We start from the raw sequence: 23,878 nt of genomic DNA, 5'->3' as shown, positions 1-23,878 counted from the left end.
AAGCTATGCGTTTGGTGGCGATGGCGGAGGGGTTCCACACGTACCCATCCCGAACACGACCGTTAAGCCCTCTAGCGCCGATGGTACTTGGACCGCAGGGTCCTGGGAGAGTAGGACGCCGCCAAGCGAACTCTTTCATCATACATAGAAAACAGGCTCTGCATGTTGATGTTGTACGATGAATTGCATTTGCACTGCAAATGCATATATTCCCTGATAGCTCAGTTGGTAGAGCACTCGACTGTTAATCGAGTTGTCACAGGTTCGAGCCCTGTTCGGGGAGCCATTAAGGCCCGTTGGTCAAGGGGTTAAGACACCTCCCTTTCACGGAGGTAACAGGGGTTCGAATCCCCTACGGGTCATATTATGGAGGCTTAGCTCAGCTGGGAGAGCATCTGCCTTACAAGCAGAGGGTCGGGGGTTCGATCCCCTCAGCCTCCACCATATAAACTTTATAACGACGCGGGGTGGAGCAGCCCGGTAGCTCGTCGGGCTCATAACCCGAAGGCCGCAGGTTCAAATCCTGCCCCCGCAATTATACTTTCCTTTGAGAAAGTGATCTGGAACCGTGGTGTAGTTGGCCTAACATGCCTGCCTGTCACGCAGGAGATCGCGGGTTCGAATCCCGTCGGTTCCGCCATTTTTATATTAATAATACCGTGTGCGGAAGTGGCTCAGCGGTAGAGCATCGCCTTGCCAAGGCGAGGGTCGCGGGTTCGATTCCCGTCTTCCGCTCCAATTTTTGCGCCCTTAGCTCAGCTGGATAGAGCGTTTGACTACGAATCAAAAGGCCGGGAGTTCGAATCTCTCAGGGCGCGCCATTATAACTTCAAATTTGCCGGCGTGGCGGAATGGCAGACGCGCTCGACTCAAAATCGAGTGGGAAACCGTGGAGGTTCGAGTCCTCTCGCCGGTATATATAACGGGATGTAGCTCAGCTTGGTAGAGCACCTGGTTTGGGACCAGGGGGTCGCATGTTCAAATCGTGTCATCCCGATCTCTAAAAAGCACTATCTATAATTAGATAGTGCTTTTTTTATTTATCTATATAAGATTCTATAAATGCAGGTTCGATATTAACTATGACAAATTCTCTAACCTAACACATGTGTGTTCCTTCTTCAGACTACAAGTTAATTGTGCATAAAGCCTCAATCTTTAGGTCACAATAGGTTTAAAAAGTGATAGAAGGGGTTCATGTGAACACGTTTAACTTCAGAAAACAATTCAAGAGACGCTGGGGACGGTGGAAACGAACAGTATGGATGACGGCGGCTCTGCTTGCAGTTACGATATTGGCTTACAGCGGGTTGTCTATCTCATCGGCGATAGAGCGTTTGCTGACAACTAATTTTAGTGAGGCAACCAGTGTGATGGGCCCTGTTACGCAGGAAACAAGATCAGAACAGGAGATTCAGGCGTTAGTAGAGCAACTTGATTCTGATCCGGATCATTTAACAAGTGTGGTTTTGGAGACAAAGTACATCTGCGGAGTGGAAACAGAGCAGTTAGGCAAGATGGCTAGACCACAGTTGAAGATGCTGCTGGCTCAACATCCGGAATGGGATGCTACCGTTGGAACATCAGATGAGTTGCATTTGAAGCAACGTGTAGATGACCTTTCACCGCTTTGTAAACAACAGGCTTATATCAGCATAGATGCTGTAGGGAACCTTAATTTGTACGAGGGTAAGCCTGCAGAAGAGAAGGTTATTCGTACGTTCTTTCAATTGGATGTTGGAACGTTGGAAAGTTCTTTGCCTGAAGGCGTACTAGAACAATTGCAGCAGGGTATTCGGATTCAAGACAAGGATGAGTATGATAGCGTGATCTCTACGTTCAGTGACTATGCCGTGGATGAAGACCATCATTTAATCCGTAATGGCGGGTAATCCAAACGTCCTCACCTATGGTATTAAAATTGTGAAGTACTGAAACGATGGTGGTAAGCAATAACATTGGTGGTTTACGTAACCAAGCGATTGAATCTAAAATACGTGGAATGTGATGAAGGACATCGAAGAGATGTCCTTTTTGTCGTTTAAACTAAAATAGTTAAAAATACGAATAAACATGTAAAAAATTCGCGAATAAAGACGAGTAATCAGTTAGACAAAGTTTTTCCTGCCGCAGGGTCTATCTTTTGTTATAATGAAATGAACGATACATATGTTCGCTTTTGTGAGGGAGAGATGGTTTTGCGTTTTTTGGGAATTGACCCGGGGATTGCGATTGTTGGTTTTGGTTTTGTGGATAAAATCGGCAGTAAGGTGGTACCCGTACAATATGGATGTATTCAGACGGAAGCTCATACCCCTGAAGAGGAACGGTTGCTTCATGTATATGAAGGTATGGTGCAATTGATTGATAAATACAAACCGGACGCAGTAGCGCTGGAGAAACTTTTTTTCAATCGGAACGTTACAACAGCAATGTCTGTCAGTCAGGCGAGAGGCGTTATGGTACTCGCTGCCGCACAGAAGGGTTTGCCTATTGCAGAGTATACGCCAATGCAGATCAAGCAGGCTGTTGTGGGGTACGGTAAAGCAGAGAAGAAGCAAGTACAGGAGATGGTCAAAATGTTTTTGCGTCTTCAGGTCATTCCTAAGCCGGATGACGTAGCGGATGCATTGGCTGTAGCCGTGTGCCACGCACACTCTTATACATTAAATTCCAAGTTGAATGAGGTATTGCGAAAATGATTGATTTTCTAAGAGGACAGTTCATTCATGTAGAGAATGATTATATTGTGCTGGATGTTCATGGTGTAGGTTATCGCGTATTCTGTCCAAATCCATTTGCGTTTGCGAAGCAAGAAGGCGAAATTACCGTGTACACTCACCATCATGTACGTGAGGATGCGATGTTGCTGTTTGGATTTGTTACACGGGATGAGCAGCGTTTGTTCCGTAAACTGATTGAAGTATCCGGTATCGGTCCAAAAGTAGCTCTGGGCATACTCGCTGGAGGTACACCAGAACATGTGGTTACGGCGATTTACCAGGAGAATCTTACGTTCTTGACCAAATTGCCAGGCATCGGCAAGAAGACTGCACAACGCATGATTCTGGATCTCAAGGATAAGCTGGATAGTTTTGGCGCGGCAACGTATGCAACAGGGTTGTTCGCTCCTCCATCGGAAGAGTCGGGAAGTGGTTCAGCCTGGGATGAGGCACGTGAAGGTCTCAAGGCACTTGGGTATACTGACAGTGAGCTTGATAAAGTATGGCTCAAATTGAAAAAGGATGTTACTACAGCAGATTCCGTTGATGTGTTGATGAAAAAGGCGCTGCAAATGCTGTTTACGGGATAATACAAATTGCATATTATAATATAGCTGTAGCCTGCAAAAAAAGGTAGGGATGAACATGGATGACCGGATTATTTCCGCGAACCTGATGATGGAGGACCAAAATGTTGAGTTGAGTCTTCGTCCCCGGTATCTGAATGAATATATCGGGCAGAATCAGGTGAAGGAAAATTTAAAGATATATATTGAAGCTGCCAAATTTCGTAATGAGGCATTGGATCACGTTTTGTTATATGGACCACCTGGACTTGGTAAAACAACACTTGCCAACATTATTGCCAACGAATTGGGCGTTAATTTACGAACTACGTCAGGCCCGGCCATTGAACGCCCGGGTGATCTTGCAGCATTGTTAACCAATCTGCAGGAAGGCGATGTCTTGTTTATTGATGAGATTCATCGTTTGCATCGTACGGTTGAAGAAGTCATGTACCCTGCTATGGAAGATTCGGCATTGGATATTATGATTGGTAAAGGTCCAAGTGCACGTTCCGTTCGGCTGGATCTGCCGCCATTCACTCTGATTGGGGCTACAACGCGTGCTGGATTGCTGTCTGCTCCACTTCGAGATCGATTTGGTGTTATAAGTCGCTTGGAATTCTATACAGTTGATGAGCTGGCTTATATCGTCTCACGCTCTACCGAAATTTTGGGTGTAGAGATTGTGGGAGATGCTGCGCAAGAGATTGCATTGCGCTCACGTGGGACACCAAGGATTGCGAACCGTTTGTTAAAACGAGTACGCGACTTTGCACAGGTACGTGGTGATGGGATTATAACGCAGACACTGGCGGAAGAAGCGCTGCAACGTCTCCAGATCGATCCACGCGGATTGGATGACATTGACCATAAGATGCTCAAATCGATGATCAACAGCTTCCGGGGAGGTCCCGTAGGATTGGATACAATTGCTGCTACAATCGGTGAAGAAAGTCAGACGATCGAGGATGTCTATGAACCGTATCTGCTTCAGATTGGTATGATTCAGCGTACACCAAGGGGCAGGATCGTAACTGATCTCGCCTATCATCATTTGGGTCTTCCTGTTCCACCAAGAGACGGGAAATAATCAAATCTGTTGAATATGCTCATTTGAACATTCATCATAAACATTGAAATAATCACGTGTTAACCCGATATAAAATGAAAGAAATGCATGGAGAGGAGTCTGATTGTGGGAAAAGCAATACGAACGAAGAAGTGGAGTCGTCGATTGAAGGTACTGGCGGCAGCTCTTTTGACAGTGGGTTGTTTGCAAGTGCCTGCGTATGCAGCAGCAAATGATGGACAGACGATCCGGGTTGCCATGTTTGCAAATCTGGGTAGTACGTATAAATCAACTACACCACTCATTACGCTTGAATCGACGGGACAATGGAGCATCCAATCGGAGAGTGGCGCAAATGTAAGCCTTCCGGCAGGGCAAGTCCGTTTCAGTGCAGATGGATTCCGAGTGAAAGTGTTGGAAACAGCGGATTTCAAGGCAGCATCTGCAGCAGCAAAATTGTTGCAAGCAACAGCGGATAAGCCTTTGCTGTTCACAACGTCTGTGAATGGAAATGCCATTTATCAGCTCTACACAGGCAACTATGCAACGGAGGCACTTGCTGGACAAGCTGTTACACGGGTACAAAAGGTAGCAGCAGCTCAATTGGCTGGTCAAAAGCCAGCTGTAACGGGAAGTAAACGCCTGTCTGCTGGAACCTATGGTTCGATTCAGGAAGCAGAGGCAGCACAAGCCAACCTTTTATCAGTAGGAGTTAGTAGTGTCAATCCAGTCCTTCAACTGAGTGGGGGAAGCCAAGCATACGCGGTATGGGTGGGTGAAGCTTCAACGGATGCGGAATTAACCGCATTGAAGAACAGTGTGGAAGCCAAAGCTCCAGGGGTAAGCCTTTCACCTGTCAACAATAGTGCAGGGCTCATCATCCGCCAGGATGCAGGATTAAGTACGGATGCACTCAAAACAGCTCCGCATTACACCATTGCAGGTACTGAATCCAAAGCATTGGTACAAGGGAATGGCAATGGTATCAAAGTAGTGGAACGTTCCCAGCGAACGTATCGTGGAGATATGGAAATCAGCATCGTAAGTGGTGATCTGGCGTTGGTCAACGTTGTTCCACTGGAGCAATACCTGTACTCTGTCGTAGGGGCAGAGGTGTATTCCTCCTGGCCTGCTGAAGCTCTGAAAGTTCAAGCCGTAGCTGCTCGATCCTACGCGCTTCAACAGGGTGAACGTTTCAAAATTGCGAATGTTGTGGATACAACGCTCAGCCAAGCCTATAACGGGATTGGTTCGGAAAACGATAAAGTAACCAGCGCAGTGGATGCAACTGCTGGAGAAGTGGTCAAGAGCGGTGGTAAAATCATCGAAGCTGTGTTCTCCTCCAATGCGGGTGGACAGACTGCGCATCCTTCTGAAGTATGGAACGGTGGAGCAGGTGTTTTCACCAATGTAGTTAGTTCGGGAGATACATCAGCCCAGGCAGGATTACATACGTGGTACCATGTGCTGCTGGGTACAGGTGTTAGTGGGTACATTCGTGAGGATAACATCAAAGAATTAACAACCAAGACCAATGCGGGACTGGCAAAAGTAACGGTAACCGCTCAGAACACCAATGTGCGTGCCGTTCCGTTAATTCAATCCACCGTTGAACCTGTAGCTAAAATGAATCCAGGCAACGAAGCTGTTGTGTTGGCAAAAGTTGCTCAATCCAACGATTATGCTTGGGTGAGAGGACCTTTCACGTCTGCCCAGTTGGTTAAATCCCTTCAGGGTAAAACAACAGCGTCTGTTCCTGCTTCAATCTCAACCTTGGAAGTGACCAAGCGTGGACCTTCCGGAAGAGCACTTGAAGTCACTGCCAATGGACAGGCTATGACGGTGAAATATGCCGATACATACCGCTCTGCGCTCGGTGGATTACCGAGCACTTTATTTGATATTGCAGGGACCGGAAGTTATACTGTATTAGGCGCTGACGGCAAAACAGCCAGTAAAACCGGCTCAAATGGTGCCTCTGTATTGTCTTCTTCTGGCGCAGGAACATCATCCGGTAATGCACTTGTGGTTATGAGTGGTGATGGTCAAGCGAGAGCGGTGACGCAGGGTCAGACCTTCATGTTCATCGGTCAGGGCAATGGCCACGGATTGGGCTTGTCCCAATGGGGAGCCAAAGGCATGGCAGATGAAGGGTATGATTACCAGGCAATATTGAAACACTATTATCAAAATGCGACTATTGTTAAGGAATGAAACTAAATGAATGTGAACTTATATGATTTTGAATTACCAGAGCAATTGATAGCACAGACGCCGTTACTTGATCGCACGGCATCCCGTTTGCTTACCTTGAACAAAGATAGTGGTGAGATTAATCATCAAACGTTTCCTGATATTATCGATTTTCTGAATCCCGGTGATACATTGATTCTGAATGATACACGCGTTCTACCAGCCCGTCTGTTCGGTACAAAAGAAGATACCGGAGCAAAAGCGGAAGTGTTATTGCTCAAAAATGTGGAAGGCGACAAGTGGGAAGCACTGGTTAAGCCGGGTAAAAAGCTGAAAGCCGGTTCGGTCATCGTATTTGGTGATGAATTGAAGGCAATCATTGAAGAAGAGGGCGAGATGGGGGCACGTACACTTACGTTTACGTATGATGGAATCTTTCAAGAGATTCTGGATCGTCTTGGTGAGATGCCGTTGCCACCTTATATCAAGGAGACATTGGATGACCGCGAACGGTATCAGACCGTGTATGCCAAGCATGAAGGATCGGCGGCTGCACCTACAGCGGGACTGCACTTTACGGATGAATTGTTGGATCAGATTCGTGCCAAAGGTGTTAATGTCGCCTTCATTACGCTTCATGTAGGACTGGGAACATTCAGACCAATGTCGGTTGATGTTGTTGAAGATCATGTTATGCATGAGGAGTATTACTCCTTGTCACAAGAAACGGCAGATCTGATTAACCAGACTAAAACGAATGGACACCGTGTTTTTGCGGTTGGGACAACGAGCTGTCGGACTTTGGAAACGGTAGGCAGCAAATTTGAAAATGGAATACTGCAAGCGAGCAGCGGATGGACCAGCATTTTCATCTATCCGGGCTATTCCTTCAAAGTGATCGATGGGATGCTTACGAATTTTCATCTCCCGAAATCCACGTTGGTTATGTTGGTTAGTGCACTAGCAGGCAGGGAACATATTATGCAGGCATATGAGGAAGCCATCCAAGAGAAATACCGGTTCTTCAGCTTCGGCGATGCCATGTTGATATATTAGTATAACGGTATAACGATTAACTTTTAGAGGATGATTAAAACCAATGGCAGCAATTACGTATGAACATATCAAAACTTGCAAACAATCCGGTGCACGTCTGGGACGTGTACATACACCTCACGGTATTATTGAGACACCAACCTTTATGCCTGTAGGTACACAGGCGACTGTCAAAACAATGAGCCCTGAAGAGTTGAAAGAAATGGATGCTCAGATTATTTTGAGTAATACCTATCACCTGTTTCTGAGACCAGGACATGAAATCATCCGTGAAGCTGGCGGGTTGCACAAATTCATGAACTGGGATCGTCCAATTCTGACGGACAGCGGCGGATTCCAAGTGTTTTCTCTCAGCGAGATGCGCAAAATTACGGAAGAAGGCGTTAACTTCCGTTCTCATCTGAATGGAGACAAGAAGTTCCTTTCTCCTGAAGTGGCGATGGAAATCCAGAATGCACTTGGCTCCGATATTATGATGGCGTTTGACGAATGCCCACCGTATCCGGCTGAATATGAATATGTAAAAAAATCACTCGAAAGAACAAGTCGCTGGGCAGAACGTTGTCTCGAAAGTCACGCTCGTCCGCATGACCAAGGTCTGTTTGCCATCGTACAGGGAGGCATGCATGAAGATCTTCGCCGTCAGAGCGCCGCAGATTTGACTTCCATGGATTTCCCGGGGTATGCTATTGGTGGACTGAGTGTTGGAGAACCGAAACATTTGATGTATGGTGTATTGGATTATACGTTACCTTTGTTGCCGTCCAATAAACCACGTTATTTGATGGGGGTAGGTTCGCCCGATGCGTTGATTGAGGGATCTATTCGTGGAGTGGACATGTTTGATTGTGTTCTGCCTACTCGGATTGCCCGTAACGGAACAACGATGACCAGTCAAGGACGTCTGGTAGTTCGTAATGCCAAGTTTGCAACCGATTTTGGACCATTAGATCCTGAATGTGATTGCTACACTTGTCGTAACTATTCCAGAGCTTATCTGCGTCATTTGATCAAAGCAGATGAAACATTTGGCCTGCGTTTGACAACGATCCATAATCTTCATTTCTTGCAGAATTTGATGCGTAATGTACGTAAAGCCATTATGGAAGATCGTTTGCTTGATTTCCGGGATGAATTTTTCGATCAATATGGTCTTCATGACAATGACAAAGGTTTCTGATTGAATTTTTGAGGAAACCGGCGTAACAAGTAATATCTGTATGTATAGTCGATAAGGGGGAGTTTGAATGTTTCAAGGAATGCCTCTAGCAGGAGCGCAAGGCGGTGGGATCGTATCTTTGATTGTACCTTTAGTACTCATGGTTGCGATTTTCTACTTCTTAATGATTCGTCCACAGAACAAAAAGCAAAAGCAACGGAATTCCATGCTAAGCCAATTGAAAAAAGGCGATAAAATTGTAACGATTGGTGGCCTTCACGGTACGATCGCTGAGATTACGGACGATGTGGTTGTATTGCGTGTAAACGATGTAACTAAGCTTACATTTGACCGTAATGCAATCAGCACGGCTGTAGCTCGTGATACGGCTGTTGAATAGTTACTGTAACATAGAATAACGAGGGTGCGTTTGTGGCGTATTCCCTAGTAGAGAACCGGATCTCCTTGGAGACCCGGTTCTCTTTTTGATTTATGAGGGAAGGTCGATGTTCTGTACCAGTCAGCTAGGAGCGATGCGTATTAACACCGAACATGCCACCGAGAGCTGAAATGAAGAACGCGCTAAGCAGTTGTAAACTATCCTTCCAATTAAACGAAGCATCCAGCGCGAGAAATCCGATCAACAGCACAAGGAGTCCATATACGATTCCGGTAATCCCTCCGTAGTACCATCCTTTTTCACCAGAACGTTTGCCTGCGACAAAACCACCTACCAATAATGACAAGCCATGAACAACATAGGTATACAACGAGAGGTCCTGTTCCCGCATTCCGCTCATCCAGAGAAACAAGGAGAGAATAAATGCCCCGATAAACATCCATACAAAAGCCTGACAGAGGCCTGACAGAATCGGATTGGACACTCGAAACGAAACCAAGCGGCGGATCAATTGCATGAAGCAACCCCCTTGTACAAGTTATAAGTTAATACAGTGTATGGTCAAGCCTTCGGACTTATGAACTGTTTTCCATTAAATGAACGGATTATTTCTGCATGAGCATGTAAGGTTCAGGTCAAAATAGGGATTGCACTACCCAGCTAACTGTTAAAAACTCAGTTTCGAAGGAGGACCCCTGTTGTGAACTTCCCAGATGTCGGATCACATATCTTTCGAACCATTCTCATGTACTTTCTGGTGTACTGTGCAATGAGGGTTATGGGTAAACGTGAGATTGGTAAGCTATCCATGTTTGATCTTGTTGTCTCCATTATGCTTGCTGAAATGGCTGCTTTTGTCATTGAAGATATTGATAAACCGCTCTCTCACGGGATTGCCCCCATGCTTACCTTGATCATTGTACAGATCGGAATGGCGTTTATAGGTCTTAAAAGTCGGCGTCTTCGCCTGATAATTGATGGCAAACCTACTGTTTTGATCTCCAAAGGCGTTCTTCACCGGGATGAGATGCGGAAGCAACGATATAATCTGGATGATCTATTGCAACAACTCCGTGAACAGAATGTAGACAGTATTGGTGAGGTTGATTTCGCTATTTTGGAGACCACAGGCAAGCTGACCGTGTTTCCCAAGGATGAGAATACTTCTAACGGCAGCAGTTCTTCCGGCTCTGATTCAGAAGGGGCTTCTTCCGGTAAATCCAAAACAGAGAAAAATCAGATTGACGGATTTCCAAATATCAAATATGAAGGTCTTCCACTCCCCTTAATTATGGACGGAAAGGTCCAGGATCAGAATCTGGAGATCATCCAGAAAACGAGATTTTGGCTGAAAAATCAAATTCAACAGAACGGAATTATGGATTTCAAAGATGTATTTATATGCTCCATTGACCACAATGGGAAGATATATGTCAGTCCAAAAGATGATAAAAAATGAAAATCATTTGCCTGAGCGGCGCTTGAACCATGAACCAATCAAAGGAGCACGGGATAGATCATGAAAGTCAATCATTTTGGTCCAGCCCATGACGATGAAATACACGATAAGCCCGACAAAAGGAGCGAGAAGCATCCTCACCCAAAAAGGCAATATCATGGCAGTCTCTTCGTATACGAGTAGGGTCGCCGCTCCCATGATAAACATTCCTGCACCCGTCTTGACCCAATCCAAAATTTTGAAGCGGAACTGTAGCAGGCTACGTACGCTTTGGGCATGTAACAGGGTAACTACCGTAGAATTCACACAGATGGCGATGACTGCACCGAAGATGCCATATTCAGGCCGGGACGCAAGCGTTAGAATCAACGTAATTTTGATAACAGCACCGATAAACGTATTTAGCAATGCTTTGCCCGGACGGTCAAGAGCTTGTAATGCAGCTTGAAGAGGAGCTTGAATATAAATGAACAAAGCAAAAGGAGCCATTAGCTTCAGCATGCTTCCGATCGATGCATCATTATACAGAACAAGACACATCGGTTCGGCAAGCACATACATAAACACGGAAAACGGAGCACCTGTCACAAGTGCCAAGCGTAATGCCTGATGCATTCTTTTGTGAATCAGTGCGCGATCTCCCTGAGCAGAAGCTTCGGACAGTGAAGGCACAAGTGATGTCGCGAGCGATGAGGTTAGTGCCCCCGGCAGCAGCAACAGAGGAATAATCATACCTTGTAATGCACCATATTGTGCTGTAGCGAGTCCTTTGGATATGCCTGCCAGAGCCAGACTCTGGGCAGTAACGATGGTTTCGGCCAAATAGGATAAGGAGCCAACCAATCGGCCTGCTGTAACAGGAATAGAGATTGCAAGCAAACGCCGGATTAATCCCGGCTGTGGAGTACCCGTTTCTTTCAGAACTGAAGGTATTGGGTTTAAAGGTTTGGCTGTGAGATTGGACATGTTCTGTTGGTTAGCGAGCGGTAACTCTTTCTTCTGCCTGTTATACTTCCACAACAGTATAAGCATACCGCCGAATTCTCCAACGAGCGCTCCCAGCATGGCACCAGCAGCAGCTTGGGCAATACCGTGGGGGAGGAGAAGCCAGGCAAACCAAATGACACAGACGATACGAATGATGGTTTCAACAATGGATGAAATGGCAGTAGGCATCATGTTTTGCTTACCTTGGAAATACCCTCTGTAGACAGCAGATACGGCGATAATGGCAATCATGGGGCTCATACTAACGAACGTATGGTATACCCGCTCATCTGTGAGCACGTACTTGGTAACCCAGGGTGCAAACAGGATGCACAAAAACATGAATACAACACCCAGGGTCAACGTAAAGCTTAAGCTTACCTGCAGGATTCGCTGGGGGGAATAACGATTGGCACCGGTATCAGCTTCGGCTACGAGCTTGGCTACGGCGAGCGGAATACCACCCGTAATTAATGTCACCAGTACGATAAAAAAGGGATAGCTCAATTGGTAGATGCCAACACCTTCTGCACCAATGACTCGTGGCAGCGCAATGCGCGGGATGAAACCAAGTATTCGATTAATTATGCCTGCCGCGAGCAGGATCATGGCCCCCTGGATAAATGTCTGTTTCTTCAAGACTACCCCTCTTTCCCGGTTGAAAGTACAGGCTATCAACATAAACGGGACAAAGCCGTTGTTCTTCATCCTATGCCAGTCCTTTATCTTCTCATGACAACTTGGACACGATTAACAAAAAGAACCATATTCAGCAAGAAGGAATATGATCAGGCGAAGTCGAATCATGTAATATTGATGCCGCATAAAGGCTTGGATGTACGAAGGGAGGCTCCCCGTTGGAAGAAATGAATGATGTGGAGTTGGAACAGTCAATAGAGATGCTCTGCCGTAGCAAAGCGGAGGAATTAAGGCTTGTAGGTTACGAATATGTCACCAGCAAAGATGTCTGGAATTGCGTCAGTCATAAATATGAAAAACAGGGCATTCCACCGCTTCACCAGCTGGTGAACGACATTTTGTCACTGAAAGCAACAAGCTTTATGAACTTTATGACCGTGTCTGCATACCGGGGGTCCTCTTTCTAGACGAAAGGGATCTTTTTTGTTGAAAATTGACTGCTTTTTACGGCATCGCTATAATAGGAATATTGAGAACGAAAGGGGATCTAGGAACGGCATGAAAAGAATTATCAGTTTCATTCTGGTCGTGCTTGTCACCACAGGGGTAATGGTGGGAACAAGCCCGGAACTGCTCAAAAATATACGCTTGGGCCTTGATTTAAAGGGAGGCTACGAGATCTTATATGAAGCAGAGCCGCTCGAAGCAGGTCAACAAGTCACCAAGGCATCTTTGGTGCAAACGGCCAAAAGCCTTGAAAGCCGCGCCAATGCGCTCGGAACAAGCGAACCGGAGGTAACCACTGAAGGAAGCAACCGGATTCGATTGAAGTTGGCAGGGGTTACGGATGAGGCTGAAGTTAGAGCCAAAATGAAAGAACCTGCTGTTTTGACCTTCCGTAGTAAAGCAGAGAACGACAAGGAAGGCGAATACACCAAAATTGAGCTTCGCGGAAATGAATTTGTTGAGAATGCAGCCAAAGTTGTGTTCACTCAATTGAATGAGCCGATGATTGACATTCAAGTGAAAGACAAAGCCAAATTTTCCGAGATCACCAAACGTTTGATCGGACAACCTCTCGCGATTTATTTGGACGATGAGCTGCTCTCTGCTCCAACCGTTAGACAACAGTTGACAGATGGTTCCGCTCAGATTTCGGGTGCTTACACACGTGACGAAGCAAACCAGCTTCGTGACACCATTAACCTGGGTGCATTGCCACTGAAACTTACAGAGAAGTATTCACAAAGTGTTGGTGCAACACTTGGTAAGCTTTCTCTGGATCAGACCATTAAAGCAGGATTGATTGGTTCCGTTATTATTCTAGTGTTCATGATTGGGCTTTATCGCATTCCTGGTATTATTGCGAGTTTTGCCTTGATCACACATACGTGGCTGGTACTTGCAATCTTCTATATGGGAGAATTCGTACTTACCCTCCCAGGTATTGCGGCGTTTATCCTGGGTATAGGGATGGCGGTCGATGCCAATATCATCACGTACGAACGGATTAAGGAAGAGATGCGAAGTGGTAAGTCGATTTTGTCATCGGTTAAAGCGGGGAGCAAACATTCCTTCCGTACAATCATTGACTCCAATGTCACTACCATTATTGCGGCCGCTGTTATGTTCTTCCTGGGTACAGGTGCGGTTAAAGGTTTTGCACTCGTGCTGATCTTTGATATTGTCACCAGTATCATCACGAATATTTTCTTCTCCCGCTTCCTGTTGACCCTGCTCGTACGGGCTAACGTGTTGAAGAAGCCTAAGTACTTCGGAGTGAAGGAGAGTGAAATTCGTGCGCTTTAATTGGAATTATAATTATGTTAAAGGTAGTAAGATTGCCTATATCTTCTCGATTATTCTTACGATTACGGGGATCATCAGCATTCTGGCTTTGGGTTTGAATTATGCAGTTGATTTCCGTGCTGGATCGAATGTGGATATTTCGGTATCCAAAGCAATCACAGCGGAGCAGATTAAACCTATCGTTAAGGACATCGGTGTTGATGAGGGTGATGTTACCATTACACCGGGGGCTGACCGTGTAAATGTTCGTTTCTCCAATGAACTGGATGAGACCCAAGAGAGCAAATTTAAACAGGAATTTACCAAACTGGATGCATCTGCTTCCTATGAAGTAAATACCGTTGATCCAGAGATGGCCAAAGAATTGGAGCGCAACGCGATCTACGCGGTACTCATTGCAAGTATCGGGATCATGATCTATGTTGCGATACGGTTTGAGTGGCGCTTTGGTTTGGCTGCGGTTATCGCACTCTTCCATGATGCATTTGTTGTAATAAGTGTGTTCTCTATCTTCCGGTTGGAAGTCGATCTGACCTTTATTACTGCAGTATTGACCATTGTCGGGTTCTCGATTAACGATACGATCGTTATCTTTGACCGGATTCGTGAGAATCTGCGTTTTGCCAAAAAGACAACCAAAGCCGACCTACGCGAGGTAGTCAATCGCAGTTTGGCTCAAACGATGACACGTTCCCTGAATACAACATTCACCGTGTTTGCAGCTTCAATCTGTTTGTTCATATTTGGTGGAGAATCCATTCGCATGTTCTCGCTTGCGATGGTTATCGGAACACTGTTCGGCGCATATTCTTCAATCTATATCGCTGCCCCACTATGGCTGATGCTCAAAGGTAAACAAGTGGATAAGCCAAAAACAGTAGCTAAAGAATCTAACTAAACATCTTATTGTGAAGCCGCGTCTGCCAGGCGCGGTTTTGCAACTTTATGTACAGAATTAAGGGGGAATATTCATGACCAGAGAACATATCCCATCTGCTCAGGCTGCCACATGGAGCGGTATTGCCGGTAATATGGGACTTGCGGTGATCAAAGCGGGAGTTGGTTATATGGCAAACAGCAAATCATTGCTCGCTGACGGCTTGTATTCTGCTTCTGAAGCTGGTTCTGCCCTGGCTGGTCTCTTTCCCTCCAAGTCTGTACGCGATAAGAGCAAGGCTCGCAGGGGACGGTTTAAAGAACATTCACGTGTTGCTAGACCGGGAATCTCAGTATTGTTATCTGTGCTGATTCTGATGGGTGGATTACAGCTTGCCATCTCTGCATTGGGTAGTCTCTCCGGAAGTGAACCGGAAGCACCCGGCAAGTCGGTACTTTTGGTGGCTGTTGCAGCTTTGGCTGTGAAAGAAGCGATTTTTCAATTTCAGTACAGATATTTCCGTAAACGAAACCAGTCTCAGGCGCTGGCCTATGCACAGCAACATCGCCGTGCACTCTATTGTTCGCTCACCGTGTTAATCGGCATTATAGGATCGATGGCTGGTGAAGAGACGGGTTTGAGCATGCTGCTCTACCTGGACCCCACGGCTGCGTTGATTGCTTCCTGTTTTGTGCTTCACAAGGGTTACCGAATGATTGTGGACACAGTCTATGGTTCACTCGTTCAGGAACTGGAGCAGGAAGAAGCGTCCGATTTCAAAGAGACTGTACAGCGGGTATATGGCATCATTACCATTGAGCATTTGGTTGCACGTGAACAGGAACATGACGTTACGATTGAGCTGGTCATTAGTGTGAATCCGAGGATCTCGATACTGGAAGCACAGGAGATTGCAAATCGTGCCAAGACTCTACTGTTAACCCGATTTAGTCATGTGAAAGAAGTACAGATTCAAGCGATACCTTATGATCCAGGTTATCCCTATAAATCCAATCATGAACTGCCCGATCACGAAGCGACATTAATTCAGTAGTGAAGCGCGGGTCCAGTAGATCAGGAAAGGAGCGTTATCATTGCTTTATTCGCAATACCGGTGGAATACACCGAATATCGATTTGGAGGCGGCTGCGGGACTCTCGCAGGCGCTTTCCGTTTCACCCCTTGTTGGACGTTTGCTTGTGAGTCGAGGAGTGCACAATGAGAAGGAGGCCGAACGTTTTTTGCATCCTGACCTGAATCAGATGCATGATCCCTATCTGCTCCTCGGCATGAATGAAGCTGTGCCACGTATCAAGCTGGCATTGGAGCGGGAAGAACATATTTTGATCTACGGGGATTATGACGCTGATGGCGTATCCAGCACATCGCTCATGATCCATTTGATGCGTCATCTTGGGGCTTCGTACGATATATATATCCCTCATCGCTCGAATGAAGGGTATGGATTGCACAACCATGCGTTGGATTGGGCCCATCAACAAGGCGTTTCATTGATTATTACCGTGGACACCGGAATCAGTGCTGTTGAACAGATTGCCTATGCGGCCACGCTGGGCATCGAAGTCATTGTGACAGATCACCACGAGCCGCCTGAAATTTTGCCCGAAGCCTTTACACTTATTAATCCAAAACTTCCGGGATGCCCGTATCCTTTTAAAGGTTTGGCAGGAGCGGGAGTAGCCTTGAAGCTCGCTCAGGCATTAATCGGGGAAGTGCCCGGTGAATGGATGGAGATTGCCGCCATCGGCACCGTTGCCGATCTGATGCCTTTGGAAGGGGAGAACCGGGTTATTGTCAGTTATGGAATAGAATCGATGCGTGGTTCACGTCTTCCTGGTGTAAGTGCATTGCTGGAAATCAGTGGTGTGGATCAGAGTCAGGTGACTTCGATTAATATTGCCTTTGCCATGGCACCTCGTATTAATGCCAGTGGACGTTTGGATCATGCCGGGAGAGCGGTATCGCTTCTCACCACCGAGAATCTGGATGAAGCTCATACGCTTGCGGGCCAGCTTGATCTATTGAATCGGGAGCGGCAGCAAGTCGTAGAGGGCATATTACAAGAAGCAACGGCACAGTTGGAACAAAAGATACAGCTTCGTTCAGGATCCGTTCCAGATGTAATCGTATTGGCTGGTGAGGGCTGGAACGTTGGAGTGGTTGGTATTGTGGCTTCCAAATTGCTGGAGCGTTATTACCGACCTACACTTATCCTTGGGATCGATCCAGAGAGCGGTGTCTGCAAGGGCTCTGCACGCTCCATTGAGGGCTTGGATATCTATCAGGCACTCACAGTCAATAAACACACTATGGACCATTACGGGGGACACCCTGCAGCAGCAGGTATGACCTTGCATCGGGATCAGCTGGAAGAACTTGAGGCTGGTTTGAATGAGTTTGCTGCATCTGTATTAACTGAAGAGGACTTTGTACCTCAACGTCTTGCGGATGATGAATGCAGAATCAGTGATGTTCCGCTGAAAGTGATCCAGGAGATCGACAGATTGCAGCCTTTTGGAATGAGCAATCCTTCGCCACGGTTTGTATTGAGAAGTGTGACTGTGAAGGAAACCAGAACGATGGGACGAGAGAAACGCCATCTGAAACTGGTTCTGGAACAGGATGGTCAGCAACTGGAAACCGTCGCTTTTGGTAAGGGAGCGTTAGCAGAGTTTCTTCTCCCAGGTTCCGTTATTGATGTGATGGGAGAACTGTCCATCAATGAATGGAATGGGATGAGAAAACCTCAATTGATGCTTCAGGACATTCATGTTCCTCAGGTCCAAGTGTTTGATTTGCGCGGTAATGCCGAGCCATTAAATGCGATGAAACATTTCTTGAGCTCACTTGAGGTGCATCTGCGATATAAATCTGGTTCTGTTGGTGCTATTGTTCGGAAAGAAACAGATGTTTCCGAGGGAAATTCATTGTATGAACCTTGCCTTTGGGTATATGATAGAAAGGTCGGGTTATTTCCGTGTAATGCTGCTGCACAGCATTATGGACAGGAACAAGTCCGGACGTTATTTGTGTTTGATACGCCGGAAACCCCGGAACAACTTAATGCCATGCTGGCTTTGTTCAGTGGAGCTGAGAATATCATCCTTCTGCACGGATCAGGCAACCGCCGAGATCGCCTTCAGATGCCTTCCAGAGAACTCTTTAAGCGTATTTATATGCAGGTGTTGAAATGGAAAGCTGAACCCGTGGAGGAACAAGAGATTACTCCTGTGCTCAGTCGTCAGTGTGGTTGTTCGCCGCGCATGATTACGATGATGTTGGATGTATTCGAAGAGTTATCCTTCATTACCCGTGATAACGGCAAAATTGCGTTTGTGGATAACCCGCCTAAGCGTGAACTAACCGCTTCACGTCACTATCAGGCGCTCGAAAATATGGCCGAAATAGAACAGGTGATGCTGGATGCAGCCACACCGCAACTGACACAATGGATGATATCCCGGATGAAGGGCGTATCTTAGATGGAAGTTTGTGTATTTATTTTAGGAGGAGATTATTTTGGATTTTAAAGATTATATTCGTGTCATTCCTGACTTTCCACAACCGGGAATCAGCTTTAAGGACATTACAACATTGTTGAAGGATGGAGAAATGTACCGCAATGCGATCAATGAACTGAAAGTGATGGTTTCTGATCTCAAAATTGACGTTATTGCTGGACCTGAAGCACGTGGTTTCGTTGTGGGCGCCCCTCTGGCATACGCTCTTGGTGTCGGTTTTGCTCCGATTCGCAAAAGTGGAAAACTGCCTGGAGAGACGATTGAAGTTGGTTATGATCTCGAGTATGGCAAGGATACACTCGCGATGCACACAGATGCGATTGAAAAAGGTCAAAATGTCCTGATCGCAGATGATCTGCTCGCAACGGGTGGAACGATTGCAACTTCCATCAACTTGATTGAACAATTGGGTGGGAAAGTTGTCGGAGCTGCCTTCCTGATTGAGCTGTCTGATCTGAATGGTCGTGCTAAATTGCCAGAAATCGATGTATTCACATTGATGAATTATTAAGCTGCAATCTCCACATGTACCGCTGTGACGAAACATGAATTGTTTTTTCCGTTTCCCGGGAAATAATATACAGCATTAATGATTATCAAAAAGCCTGTTCTTCCAACCGTAAGGTTAGGGAGAACAGGCTTTTTGATGTGTATACGATGGAAGTTAATCGGGCGTTTTTTCAGTGATAGGCTGTTTACGTGAATCGTCATTCAACCAACCCAGCACTTCAAACAGTTTGAACAACAAGCTCATCAGGATTCCGACGATGGTTGCCAATGCCATCCCTTTCAGATGAACGCCATAGAAGGTAACTTCTGTACCACTCAGTCCAATGACCAATACAAGTGTAGTAAGCAGCAGATTGGTCGGTTTGGCAAAATCGACTTTCTGTTCAACCAAAATACGCAGACCAGATGCTGCAATAACCCCGAACAGAAGCAAGGATACGCCACCCATAACTGGCACAGGAATATTGGCTACAAGCGCCGAGAATGTTCCTGAGAAGGAGAGTACGATTGCAATGACTGCTGCGCCACCAATGACATATGTGGAGTATACGCGAGTCAGGGCCATTACACCGATGTTCTCACCATAGGTTGTATTGGGAGTAGATCCTACAAACCCGGACAGAATGGTGGAGACCCCATTACCAAGCAGGGAACGATGAAGCCCAGGGTCTTTCGAAAGATCTTTGCCTACAATGCTGCTCGTTACAAGCAAATGTCCAATATGTTCAACGATAACCACAAGCGCTACAGGTAAAATGGTGAAAATAACGGACCAGTCAAATGTAGGCGTTGTTACGGTTGGTAGTGAGATGAAATCAGCGTTTCCAATAGCCTGTTTATCAACCAGACCCATAGAATAGCCAAGGATATAACCGACTACAATACCGATTAGAATATGAATGATTTTGGGGAATCCACGGAACGTTACGGCACCAATGACAGTGATACCAAGCGTGGCCATGGATAAAATGATTGGTTTGGCTTGAGGTGCCCAGTTGGGATATTTAAGGATATCGGGATTAATCAGACCTGCCATTCCGGCAGCCACGGGTACAAGCTCCAGTCCGATCAGAGCAACGATGGCACCCATAACCGCTGGTGGGAAGACAACATTGATCCATCCGGTACCCGCAAATTTAATAATGAGGGCCACGAAACAGAAAACAAGTCCTGTTATGATAAAAGCTCCAAGTGCCATGGAGTAGCCATTCTCAGGATGTTGTTTTAATACCATTGTGACAGGTGCAATAAAGGCAAAGCTTGATCCGAGATATGCTGGAATCTTTCCTTTACACATCAGTATGTACAACAGTGTTCCAATCCCGTTCATCAGCAGGATCATACTTGGATCAACACCGAACAGGTTGGGTACAAGTACGGTACTGCCAAACATGGCGAACAAATGCTGAAGGCTAAGCAGTGAACCTGAGCCAAGTGGCATCTTTTGATTAACCTGAATTTCGCGTTGCAATGAATTTCATCTCCTTTTCCGAAACACAAACTTTCAATAGATTACAGAGTTTCTCTTAATTAATCAATAACATTTTTGACGTAGCAAAGCGATGGATTTTATATTTTCATGAATTTTCCTTCTATTTCAGCAAATAACGGCAATAATACATAAGAAATAAGAAATACATCCAATCCCCTGTGAGTCATAGGGAAACGGGATAGAAGTAATTCAGATCACCAATATAAAAATTGGATAAGCGCTCTTATTCGTCAGCAGTTGACGGGAAACGGGCGAAGCGTCATAATTATAGGAAATTACTTTTACGGGGAACCTGTGTTGCAGCACTGTCACGGGTTCCATTTGGTATAGAAAGGACACGGAACAGATCAGAATGGGCATAGAGCAATTACTCGAGAAGGCCGGGGCATATATCAAAGAACCCGATCTGGTGCGCATACGAGAAGCTTACGAATTTGCTGATCAGGCCCACCATGGACAGACGCGAAAATCGGGAGAACCGTATATTCTGCATCCGCTTGCGGTTGCCGACATTGTTGTGAACATGCAGATGGACACCATCTCCATAATAGCAGCGCTTCTTCATGATGTAGTAGAGGATACTACGGTCTCACTTGAAGAGATCCGCAATCATTTCGGCAATACGTGTGCCATGCTTGTTGACGGCTTGACGAAGCTGGAACGTATTCAGTTTCGCTCCAAGGAAGAACAGCAGAACGAGAACTACCGCAAAATGTTCATCGCCATGGCGCAGGACATCCGTGTCATCGTGATTAAATTGGCTGACCGTCTGCATAATATGCGGACACTCAAGTTTCAGTCGGAAGAAAGCCAGCGCCGGATTTCATATGAAACGCTGGAAATTTTCTGTCCGATTGCAAACCGTTTGGGTATCTCTGCAATCAAATGGGAAATGGAGGACATCGCCCTCCGTTATTTGAATCCGCAGCAGTATTACCGAATTGCAAACCTGATGCACAAAAAACGTGCGGAACGTGAGCAATATATTGATACGGTTATGGATGGAATTACGAACAAGCTCGATGAGATGGGGATTCAGGCAGACCTTTCTGGCCGTCCGAAACATATCTACAGCGTGTTCAAGAAAATGACCACCAAGAACAAGCAGTTTAATGAAATTTATGATCTGCTTGCTATTCGTATTATTGTGGATAATATCAAGGATTGTTATGCTACCTTGGGAATTATACACACGCTATGGAAACCGATGCCTGGACGCTTCAAAGACTACATTGCGATGCCAAAGGCGAACATGTATCAATCGCTGCATACAACGGTAGTTGGTCCCAATGGCGAACCAACAGAAGTACAGATCCGGACATGGGATATGCACCGGACTGCTGAATTTGGTATTGCTGCCCACTGGGCCTACAAAGAAGGCGCTGCGAACGGAAATCATTTTGAAGACAAGATTACGTTCTTCCGTGAAATTCTTGAACTTCAAAACGAAGCACAGGATGCATCAGAATTCGTAGAGTCACTCAAAATGGATTTCTTCTCGGATCTGGTATTTGTATTTACGCCAAAAGGAGAAGTCATCGAATTGCCAATCGGCTCTGTTCCTTTGGATTTTGCTTATCGAATCCATACGGAGGTTGGTAATCGGACCATTGGTGCCAAAGTAAACGGTCGGATTGTTCCGCTCGATTATCATCTGAAGACAGGTGATATCATCGAAATTTTGACGTCCAAACATTCTTACGGACCGAGCCAGGACTGGATGAAAATTGCGAAATCTTCTCATGCACGAGCGAAGATCAAGCAATGGTTCAAAAAGGAACGCCGTGAAGAAAACGTTGAAAAAGGTCGGGAGAGCTGTGAGCGTGAACTGAAGCGCATGGGGCTTGATCCTTCTGCATGGATGACGGATGACAAGTTGATGGAAGCTGCCAAAAAATATGCGTTTAACGATATTGATGACATGCTTGCGGCTGTTGGATTCGGTGGGATTACTGCTGCACAGATTGTAACCAAAGCAACCGAAAAACTGCGTAAAGAGCAGGAAGAGTCCAGTTTGCTGGAATTAAATTCCGAGATGCGCGAGCTGAAACCTGCGCCTGAACGCAGAAATCGACCAACCAACGGTATTCGTGTTAAAGGCATCGATAATCTGCTTGTTCGATTCGCACGATGCTGTAATCCTGTACCTGGAGATGACATTATCGGATACGTTACACGCGGACGCGGCGTTTCCGTACACCGTAGTGACTGTCCGAATATCCCGACAAGTGCAGACGGTGAAGAAGCAGCACGTGTTATTGAGGTCGAGTGGGAAGAGAATATCGAAGCAAGTTACAGTGTGGATATTGAGATTACAGGCCATGATCGGAATGGCTTGCTCAACGAGGTACTTCAGGCTGTATCTGAAAGTAAAACCAACATATCTGCCGTTACAGGACGGACAGATAAAAATAAATTAGCATTGGTGCACGTCACAATTCTGATTCGTAATACGGATCATCTGCAATCCGTTGTAGAACGGATCAAACGTGTGAAAGATGTCTATTCGGTGCATCGGATTATGCAGTAAGGAGCCTGTAAGATGAGGGTGCTTGTACAACGCTGTAAAGAGGCTCAGGTGACCGTGGGAGACGAGCTGACAGGTAAGATCGAATCCGGATTAATGCTGCTCGTGGGCATTACCCATGAGGATACTGAGAAGGATGCCCAGTATCTGGCTGACAAAGTTAGTGGGTTGCGGATATTTGAGGATGATCAGGAGAAGATGAATCTCAGTCTGCTTGATGTTGGCGGTGCTGTATTGTCTGTTTCCCAGTTCACCCTGTACGGAGATTGTCGCAAAGGAAAGCGCCCGAGCTTTGCGGCTGCGGCCCGACCTGAAGCGGCAGAACTGTTATATGAAACGTTTAATCAACTGCTACGTGATAAAGGTATTCAGGTTGAAACCGGGCGTTTCGGAGCGATGATGGATGTAACATTTACCAACTGGGGACCCGTGACTTTGATGCTTGAAAGTCCGATTCGTCAGGAACCACGTGCATAATTCCATGGGGTTCAGGCCATAATAAGGGATAATTCGTTGATGACTATTTCATGATCAAAGGAGTATCCATCCAATTATGCGCCAATCTGCGAAAGAAACACGTACCCGTACAGAACCTTTGTTACTCCCTGGTAACCTGTATGAATCATTGCACCTTGCCCGTTCGGCTGCTGAGTATGTTGCAACGATCTGGGCACTTCAGGATTCGGACAAAGGGAAGCAGAGTCATCTTCCGCGATCTTGAATGTTTACACAGGGATATAAACATCCGATATTTGGATTATACAGATTGTGAAAAAGTCCTGATTCCTTCCCGAATCAGGACTTTTTGTCGTGAGTAGAACTTTTTAAGTGTTCGTTTGACGACTTCGTTACAAAATGAAATTACATTGA

21 protein-coding genes, 9 tRNA genes and 1 rRNA gene are annotated in these 23,878 nt (G+C 46.0%); 28 read left to right on the top strand and 3 right to left on the bottom strand.

Features of this window, described 5'->3' with window-relative positions:
• Positions 1-10: 10 nt before the first annotated feature.
• The 18 genes from rrf (at position 11) to yajC (ending at position 9,166) form a co-directional block, all read left to right on the top strand.
• A 5S ribosomal RNA gene (rrf, locus tag CXK86_RS22000) occupies positions 11-127 on the top strand.
• Positions 128-210: 83 nt separating this feature from the next.
• Positions 211-286 (top strand) — tRNA-Asn (locus CXK86_RS21995).
• Positions 287-290: 4 nt separating this feature from the next.
• Positions 291-362, top strand: a tRNA-Glu gene (locus CXK86_RS21990).
• A 6-nt stretch (positions 363-368) separates the two neighbouring features.
• A tRNA-Val gene (locus CXK86_RS21985) sits at positions 369-444 on the top strand.
• A gap of 17 nt (positions 445-461) precedes the next feature.
• Positions 462-535, top strand: a tRNA-Met gene (locus CXK86_RS21980).
• Between the two features lie 27 nt (positions 536-562).
• A tRNA-Asp gene (locus CXK86_RS21975) sits at positions 563-640 on the top strand.
• Positions 641-663: 23 nt separating this feature from the next.
• Positions 664-738: transfer RNA gene (locus tag CXK86_RS21970), tRNA-Gly, on the top strand.
• A gap of 6 nt (positions 739-744) precedes the next feature.
• Positions 745-821 (top strand) — tRNA-Arg (locus CXK86_RS21965).
• 16 nt (positions 822-837) lie between these two features.
• Positions 838-916, top strand: a tRNA-Leu gene (locus CXK86_RS21960).
• A gap of 7 nt (positions 917-923) precedes the next feature.
• Positions 924-997 (top strand) — tRNA-Pro (locus tag CXK86_RS21955).
• A 202-nt stretch (positions 998-1,199) separates the two neighbouring features.
• A complete protein-coding gene (locus CXK86_RS21950) occupies positions 1,200-1,892 on the top strand; it encodes a BofC C-terminal domain-containing protein (RefSeq protein WP_076252972.1) in 693 nt (230 codons plus the stop codon).
• Between the two features lie 306 nt (positions 1,893-2,198).
• Complete coding sequence (ruvC, locus tag CXK86_RS21945) at positions 2,199-2,702, top strand: crossover junction endodeoxyribonuclease RuvC (protein ID WP_076252971.1); 504 nt, start codon at positions 2,199-2,201, stop codon at positions 2,700-2,702.
• A complete protein-coding gene (gene ruvA / locus CXK86_RS21940) occupies positions 2,699-3,313 on the top strand; it encodes a Holliday junction branch migration protein RuvA (protein ID WP_076252970.1) in 615 nt (204 codons plus the stop codon). Before ruvC ends, ruvA begins: the two co-directional genes overlap by 4 nt.
• A 55-nt stretch (positions 3,314-3,368) precedes the next feature.
• Complete coding sequence (gene ruvB / locus CXK86_RS21935) at positions 3,369-4,379, top strand: Holliday junction branch migration DNA helicase RuvB (protein WP_036616868.1); 1,011 nt, start codon at positions 3,369-3,371, stop codon at positions 4,377-4,379.
• A 105-nt stretch (positions 4,380-4,484) separates the two neighbouring features.
• Positions 4,485-6,572 carry a SpoIID/LytB domain-containing protein gene (locus CXK86_RS21930; RefSeq protein ID WP_101314554.1) on the top strand — a complete coding sequence of 696 codons (2,088 nt, stop codon included), beginning with the start codon at positions 4,485-4,487 and terminating at the stop codon, positions 6,570-6,572.
• A 6-nt stretch (positions 6,573-6,578) separates the two neighbouring features.
• On the top strand, positions 6,579-7,607 hold the full coding sequence (gene queA / locus CXK86_RS21925) for a tRNA preQ1(34) S-adenosylmethionine ribosyltransferase-isomerase QueA (protein ID WP_076252968.1): 1,029 nt from the start codon (positions 6,579-6,581) through the stop codon (positions 7,605-7,607).
• Positions 7,608-7,650: 43 nt separating this feature from the next.
• The gene (gene tgt, locus CXK86_RS21920) at positions 7,651-8,787 is read left to right on the top strand and encodes a tRNA guanosine(34) transglycosylase Tgt (protein WP_036616872.1); all 1,137 of its coding nucleotides are present in this window, start codon (positions 7,651-7,653) and stop codon (positions 8,785-8,787) included.
• Between the two features lie 67 nt (positions 8,788-8,854).
• Positions 8,855-9,166: a preprotein translocase subunit YajC gene (gene yajC / locus CXK86_RS21915; protein WP_036616875.1), complete on the top strand. Its 312-nt coding sequence runs from the start codon at positions 8,855-8,857 to the stop codon at positions 9,164-9,166.
• Between the two features lie 124 nt (positions 9,167-9,290).
• Here yajC and CXK86_RS21910 read toward each other — a convergent pair whose 3' ends face one another.
• Positions 9,291-9,683 (bottom strand): TIGR04086 family membrane protein, encoded by a 393-nt coding sequence (locus CXK86_RS21910; protein ID WP_036616878.1) that lies wholly within the window; start codon positions 9,681-9,683, stop codon positions 9,291-9,293.
• Between the two features lie 228 nt (positions 9,684-9,911).
• Here CXK86_RS21910 and CXK86_RS21905 point away from each other — a divergent pair, with 228 nt between their 5' ends.
• Positions 9,912-10,625, top strand: coding sequence for a YetF domain-containing protein (locus CXK86_RS21905; RefSeq protein ID WP_076253003.1), 714 nt, complete (start codon positions 9,912-9,914; stop codon positions 10,623-10,625).
• 3 nt (positions 10,626-10,628) lie between these two features.
• Here CXK86_RS21905 and spoVB read toward each other — a convergent pair whose 3' ends face one another.
• Positions 10,629-12,251 carry a stage V sporulation protein B gene (spoVB, locus tag CXK86_RS21900; protein WP_076252967.1) on the bottom strand — a complete coding sequence of 541 codons (1,623 nt, stop codon included), beginning with the start codon at positions 12,249-12,251 and terminating at the stop codon, positions 10,629-10,631.
• Between the two features lie 227 nt (positions 12,252-12,478).
• On the opposite strand from spoVB, the gene CXK86_RS21895 reads away from it, so the two are divergent.
• From CXK86_RS21895 to CXK86_RS21870, 6 genes are all read left to right on the top strand, one after another.
• Positions 12,479-12,718, top strand: a complete 240-nt coding sequence (locus CXK86_RS21895; protein ID WP_036617497.1) for a post-transcriptional regulator — start codon at positions 12,479-12,481, stop codon at positions 12,716-12,718.
• A 91-nt stretch (positions 12,719-12,809) separates the two neighbouring features.
• Positions 12,810-14,060, top strand: a complete 1,251-nt coding sequence (secD, locus tag CXK86_RS21890) for a protein translocase subunit SecD (protein ID WP_076252966.1) — start codon at positions 12,810-12,812, stop codon at positions 14,058-14,060.
• Positions 14,050-14,958 carry a protein translocase subunit SecF gene (secF, locus tag CXK86_RS21885; RefSeq protein ID WP_076252965.1) on the top strand — a complete coding sequence of 303 codons (909 nt, stop codon included), beginning with the start codon at positions 14,050-14,052 and terminating at the stop codon, positions 14,956-14,958. The genes secD and secF overlap by 11 nt, the downstream gene beginning before the upstream one ends.
• Positions 14,959-15,031: 73 nt before the next feature.
• Positions 15,032-15,991 (top strand): cation diffusion facilitator family transporter, encoded by a 960-nt coding sequence (locus CXK86_RS21880; RefSeq protein WP_076252964.1) that lies wholly within the window; start codon positions 15,032-15,034, stop codon positions 15,989-15,991.
• A 40-nt stretch (positions 15,992-16,031) separates the two neighbouring features.
• Positions 16,032-18,440, top strand: coding sequence for a single-stranded-DNA-specific exonuclease RecJ (gene recJ, locus CXK86_RS21875; protein WP_076252963.1), 2,409 nt, complete (start codon positions 16,032-16,034; stop codon positions 18,438-18,440).
• Between the two features lie 37 nt (positions 18,441-18,477).
• On the top strand, positions 18,478-18,990 hold the full coding sequence (locus tag CXK86_RS21870) for an adenine phosphoribosyltransferase (protein WP_017686780.1): 513 nt from the start codon (positions 18,478-18,480) through the stop codon (positions 18,988-18,990).
• Between the two features lie 153 nt (positions 18,991-19,143).
• Here CXK86_RS21870 and uraA read toward each other — a convergent pair whose 3' ends face one another.
• A complete protein-coding gene (gene uraA / locus CXK86_RS21865; protein WP_036674549.1) occupies positions 19,144-20,460 on the bottom strand; it encodes a uracil permease in 1,317 nt (438 codons plus the stop codon).
• Between the two features lie 373 nt (positions 20,461-20,833).
• On the opposite strand from uraA, the gene CXK86_RS21860 reads away from it, so the two are divergent.
• From CXK86_RS21860 to CXK86_RS32260, 3 genes are all read left to right on the top strand, one after another.
• Positions 20,834-23,011, top strand: a complete 2,178-nt coding sequence (locus CXK86_RS21860) for a RelA/SpoT family protein (RefSeq protein WP_036616894.1) — start codon at positions 20,834-20,836, stop codon at positions 23,009-23,011.
• A gap of 12 nt (positions 23,012-23,023) precedes the next feature.
• A complete protein-coding gene (gene dtd, locus CXK86_RS21855) occupies positions 23,024-23,485 on the top strand; it encodes a D-aminoacyl-tRNA deacylase (protein ID WP_076252962.1) in 462 nt (153 codons plus the stop codon).
• Positions 23,486-23,561: 76 nt separating this feature from the next.
• Complete coding sequence (locus tag CXK86_RS32260; protein ID WP_156946186.1) at positions 23,562-23,729, top strand: hypothetical protein; 168 nt, start codon at positions 23,562-23,564, stop codon at positions 23,727-23,729.
• The last annotated feature ends 149 nt before the right edge of the window (positions 23,730-23,878 follow it).

Origin of the sequence: Paenibacillus sp. BGI2013 (genome assembly GCF_002843485.1) — a bacterium.
Taxonomy (GTDB): domain Bacteria; phylum Bacillota; class Bacilli; order Paenibacillales; family Paenibacillaceae; genus Paenibacillus; species Paenibacillus amylolyticus.
The sequence above is the reverse complement of the archived record's forward strand: the minus strand, read 5'-3'. Positions and strand labels throughout refer to the sequence as shown.

Coding starts and splice junctions, on each gene's coding strand:
- ruvA (WP_076252970.1), top strand. CDS start 2,699: ATGATTGATTTTCTAAGAGGACAGTTCATTCATGTAGAGAATGATTAT.
- ruvB (WP_036616868.1), top strand. CDS start 3,369: ATGGATGACCGGATTATTTCCGCGAACCTGATGATGGAGGACCAAAAT.
- queA (WP_076252968.1), top strand. CDS start 6,579: ATGAATGTGAACTTATATGATTTTGAATTACCAGAGCAATTGATAGCA.
- tgt (WP_036616872.1), top strand. CDS start 7,651: ATGGCAGCAATTACGTATGAACATATCAAAACTTGCAAACAATCCGGT.
- yajC (WP_036616875.1), top strand. CDS start 8,855: ATGTTTCAAGGAATGCCTCTAGCAGGAGCGCAAGGCGGTGGGATCGTA.
- CXK86_RS21910 (WP_036616878.1), bottom strand. CDS start 9,683: ATGCAATTGATCCGCCGCTTGGTTTCGTTTCGAGTGTCCAATCCGATT.
- CXK86_RS21905 (WP_076253003.1), top strand. CDS start 9,912: ATGTACTTTCTGGTGTACTGTGCAATGAGGGTTATGGGTAAACGTGAG.
- CXK86_RS21895 (WP_036617497.1), top strand. CDS start 12,479: ATGAATGATGTGGAGTTGGAACAGTCAATAGAGATGCTCTGCCGTAGC.
- secD (WP_076252966.1), top strand. CDS start 12,810: ATGAAAAGAATTATCAGTTTCATTCTGGTCGTGCTTGTCACCACAGGG.
- CXK86_RS21880 (WP_076252964.1), top strand. CDS start 15,032: ATGACCAGAGAACATATCCCATCTGCTCAGGCTGCCACATGGAGCGGT.
- CXK86_RS21860 (WP_036616894.1), top strand. CDS start 20,834: ATGGGCATAGAGCAATTACTCGAGAAGGCCGGGGCATATATCAAAGAA.
- dtd (WP_076252962.1), top strand. CDS start 23,024: ATGAGGGTGCTTGTACAACGCTGTAAAGAGGCTCAGGTGACCGTGGGA.
- CXK86_RS32260 (WP_156946186.1), top strand. CDS start 23,562: ATGCGCCAATCTGCGAAAGAAACACGTACCCGTACAGAACCTTTGTTA.